The sequence below is a fragment of the Agarivorans sp. genome (assembly GCF_050295395.1).
Classification (GTDB): Bacteria; Pseudomonadota; Gammaproteobacteria; order Enterobacterales; family Celerinatantimonadaceae; genus Agarivorans.
Genome location: NZ_JBNKPP010000116.1, coordinates 1 through 3,688, shown reverse-complemented (window position 1 = coordinate 3,688; position 3,688 = coordinate 1). Strand labels below are relative to the sequence as shown.

Sequence of the window (3,688 nt, the reverse complement as noted above, 5' to 3'; positions counted from 1 at the left end):
TCGGCGGCGGCGAACTGATAACTTGCCTGCCCGTTATCCACTCCCGCCTGCAAGTTGCCTTGGCCGTCACCTATGGACCAGCTGCCGCGGTTAGTCGAGGTGCGAAGAGAGACTGTTCCCTGAAAGCTTTGATTTAGCTGGCCATCAAGAGTAGCCCGAATGACTACCTCATGAACATCACAAGTTAAGCCGAAAGACGCCGCACTGATCTCTAGGCCGGGAGATGGCTGTACCAAATTGCTACTAAAAGCCATATAGCTAAAACTCTCTGCCGCATGCCCCCGCTCGCCATCGCCGTACTGGTCTTCTTCGATAATCATCGAAAAGTTAGCCGCATTATGCTGACAGCGCCTTAGCCAGCCGCCATCGCCATCATTCCGGCTATTTTTGCTGGCCACCATGATGGGTGGATTACTAAAAAAATCTGCCTGATAAGAGCTAAGAAAACTACAAGTTCTCTGCGGAGGCTGGGTAACACTCCCTTTGTCGTGGGTTAAGCCACGACCAAACTGATAATTAAGCGGCTCACCATTGAGTGTGATACTGCCCACCGCTGGCTCTGTGGCTAAATAGCCAATAGTTTCCTCAGCCAGTGCATAATGAGGAATCGCGTTATTGTTGCCCATGCACTGATCGCGTATCCACGGCCAGTCCCAGTACCAATACCAAGTATGCACCTCACTATTTTCTAGCGCTAAACCGATGCCCGAATCACCACCATTAAATACCGATGTAGTGGTTAACCAACATTGATTATTGCGACTTTGCTGCTGATGCAATACCACCGACAAGTTGCTGGGAATATCAAGGTTGACGTAAGTTCCATCAACAAAAGGCAGAGCGGTTTTAGAGCGAACCTTACCGGCTTGCAAAGGAGTACCATCTTGTAGGGTAAATTCCCCTTCATTTACCGCAATCCAGTCGATTGCTAGGGTATTTTTAGAAGCAACGTTATTGCGCGGCGGCTCGTCTCTAGACCAAGAAAATCCAGTCCATAGGCCACTAGCATCTTGCAGCAGCGTATTAACAAAGGCATGGTTAGGCCCATCGTTATTGGGAGCTGCAGGGTCAATTGGCGTCATCAAAAACACTAAAGGCTTACTGGTGTAGGGCTGCTCGAAACTAACAAGGCCACCGTTCTGCAGCGCACCGGTGGAGCCAAACTGCAAATTTAAAGGCTCGCGAACCACCCCATCACATAGGGGAGCAAAATCCACATCTCCAGCATTGGCTATGCCGCGAACTACCGACTCATTTTGTATTTGAATGTCACCTAGGGCATGCAACGCGCCTGTTATTTGCGAGCGATATAAGGTGAGAATATTACTTAAACTATAACCAACCAAATGGCTGACCGATTCATTATCTAACTGAATATCTCCTTCGGCATAAATGGCTAGTTGACTTGGCTCTCCCGAGACATTGAGACTCGACTGATATTTAGCGTTAAAGCGACCACCTACAAAGATTTTTATGGTTCCTTCACCTACAACCTGTATCTCACTTTGGGTATCTAAATTCACATCACCGGCTACCCAATAAGTCCCCGCCGGCAAGGCCAGAGTAGCACGATAACCAAGACTCAACTGGTCAATAAAGTATTCATCTCGGCTAGCCGAAAAGGTCAAGGTGGCTTCGCTGCCTGTGCTTATATTGCCAAAATTATCAGTATCATAAACGCCTTCTCCGAGCGTCGCACTCTGCCTCCAATTGAGCGCGACATTTAGGCCATTCGCTTTGCTCGATATATTTAGCGGGTTCCCTGCTGCAGCTAAGCGATGACTAGAACTACAATACTGAACATAATCCGGGCAGGTGTAGCGATCCGAGTTATGATTCACACGCCTAATATCAAGCTGCCCCGCCGCAGAACCATAGATCTGTGCCCACCAGCTAATGGCAAGCTGACTAGAGGCATTTGAAGAAGAAATCACCGTAGGGAAAACCGCGCTACACTCAACAGCAAATAGCGCTTTAGGAAAGATAATCAGCAGCAAAACCAAGCGCAGTAGTAAGAATGAGCAACGATTTATAATCATAAGGCAGTCCTCGCTTGAATCACCTGCTGGCGCTGCACTCTGACTTCCCCTGAGCCACATTCTGCCACGGCGTCTAAGTCATAAAAACGCGCTGCTAATTGTGGAACATCACGCTGCTGACAACTTAACTCAACCTGACAAGTGGCAAAACCAGGACCAGCTAAAGCAGGCGCTTCAACCACATCATCACAACTCACCGGTAAGGGGCTAGCCGGATTGAGTGGAAATAGAGAAAACAGCGCTTGCTCTAAACCAGAGCTGGCAGCCAATTCAGCACGCGCCCCTAAGACCTCCCAAGCCGCATTGCGTGAACTATCTCTTAAGATAGTGGTTAAGCCCGCAGTGAGCAGAGCCATCACCACAATAACAAAAATGGCCACCAGCAAAGCACTGCCGCTTTGCCGTCTAGGGTTGATTAGGGACGACGATATCATGCTGAAATTCCACCACTTCGTTATTTTCAGTAAAGCTAAAAGCCAACTTTACCAAACCATTACGGCTTAAACTGGCATCAAGCACCTGAAAGGGAGGTAAAACCGCACGCGGGTCTAAACGGTTTGCCATTAATACACCTTGCAAACTATTTGCCGGTTGGTAGCGCCTTAACTCTGAGCCTGCCACGCAATAGCGTACCGCTTCACTGATCAAGTAGAGCCGCTGAGCAGGCGAGGCACTGCGAAAACTCACCGCAGAATCAAAATTTAAGGTAGATAAACCGCTGCTGGCATCGGCGCTTAAACTCTCCACCGAGGCGACCTTGTTCGCCCCTTCGTTGATTAGGCCGTTGGCAGACACAACCTCATCACTGTTTAATACGTAAACCGCCGCCCAAACATTAGCACTTCCGGGAACGGCGGGCTGACCGCTCCAGCTGACGACCACTGCACTGGCAGCGGAACGTGGTGTTAGCGGCAAATTAACATAGCTATGGCTAGACAAAGTCGGCACAAAAGTTAAGCACTCGCCAAGGCCTGTTATATTATCGACCCGTGCGCTATTCGGCAGGCTATTATGCAATTCTCGGCTAAGCCGTTGAATAGCAAAACGCGCCTCACCCAGCAAGACCTGACGTTCGGCTCCGTCGCGATAGATTAGGCTGCCGGTACGAATGAAGTCGGTAGTGGCAAGCGCCAATATACCCAACAACACCATGGTGATAACCAACTCGATTAAGGTGAAACCGCCCCGCTTACCCATAAGCCCCAGCTTCATTAGTAATTCCACCGATAAGCGCTAAAGGCATATTCGACACCATCGGGCGCTTGTATCCATAAGTCGATGCGTTTGGCTTGATTAATCCCATATTCCGAACTATCAATGGCCACCCTATAACGATAGTTACGGTAATCTTGGCTTAAATCCACTCCCATACTGTCACTAATCGCCAGAAACGAGCCGGCGGTGTCGTAATCATCCACATCGTTGTAGTTTTGCCTTAGCTCCGTCGCCGCATCAGGACCGTAGTCGCTAGCAGCTGTACAGGAAGTAGTTTGACTATTGGGCCTAAGCTCGCTACAGCGCCATAAGCCCCCTCCGGTATGATCAGACTGCTCATCAAAGGACTTAGACAAAATCTCATTCATCAAACTCGAACCGAGCTCGGCCGCGCGAAACTGATAAACAGGCTCTATGCTTCGCCGCGCTTGGGG

The 3,688-nt window shown here is 49.4% G+C and carries 4 protein-coding genes; all 4 read right to left on the bottom strand.

Annotated elements, in window-relative coordinates:
- Positions 1 to 2,039: DUF7305 domain-containing protein (locus tag ACQY6Q_RS06945; RefSeq protein WP_427979494.1), on the bottom strand; the 2,039-nt coding region annotated here is incomplete at its 3' end.
- A complete protein-coding gene (locus ACQY6Q_RS06940) occupies positions 2,036 to 2,473 on the bottom strand; it encodes an MSHA biogenesis protein MshP (protein WP_427979491.1) in 438 nt (145 codons plus the stop codon). The genes ACQY6Q_RS06940 and ACQY6Q_RS06945, both read right to left, overlap by 4 nt.
- On the bottom strand, positions 2,445 to 3,251 hold the full coding sequence (locus tag ACQY6Q_RS06935) for a PilW family protein (RefSeq protein WP_427979488.1): 807 nt from the start codon (positions 3,249 to 3,251) through the stop codon (positions 2,445 to 2,447). The genes ACQY6Q_RS06940 and ACQY6Q_RS06935 overlap by 29 nt, the downstream gene beginning before the upstream one ends.
- Positions 3,251 to 3,688 (bottom strand): hypothetical protein (locus tag ACQY6Q_RS06930; RefSeq protein ID WP_427979485.1); only part of this gene is annotated, 438 nt, incomplete at its 5' end. The genes ACQY6Q_RS06930 and ACQY6Q_RS06935, both read right to left, overlap by 1 nt.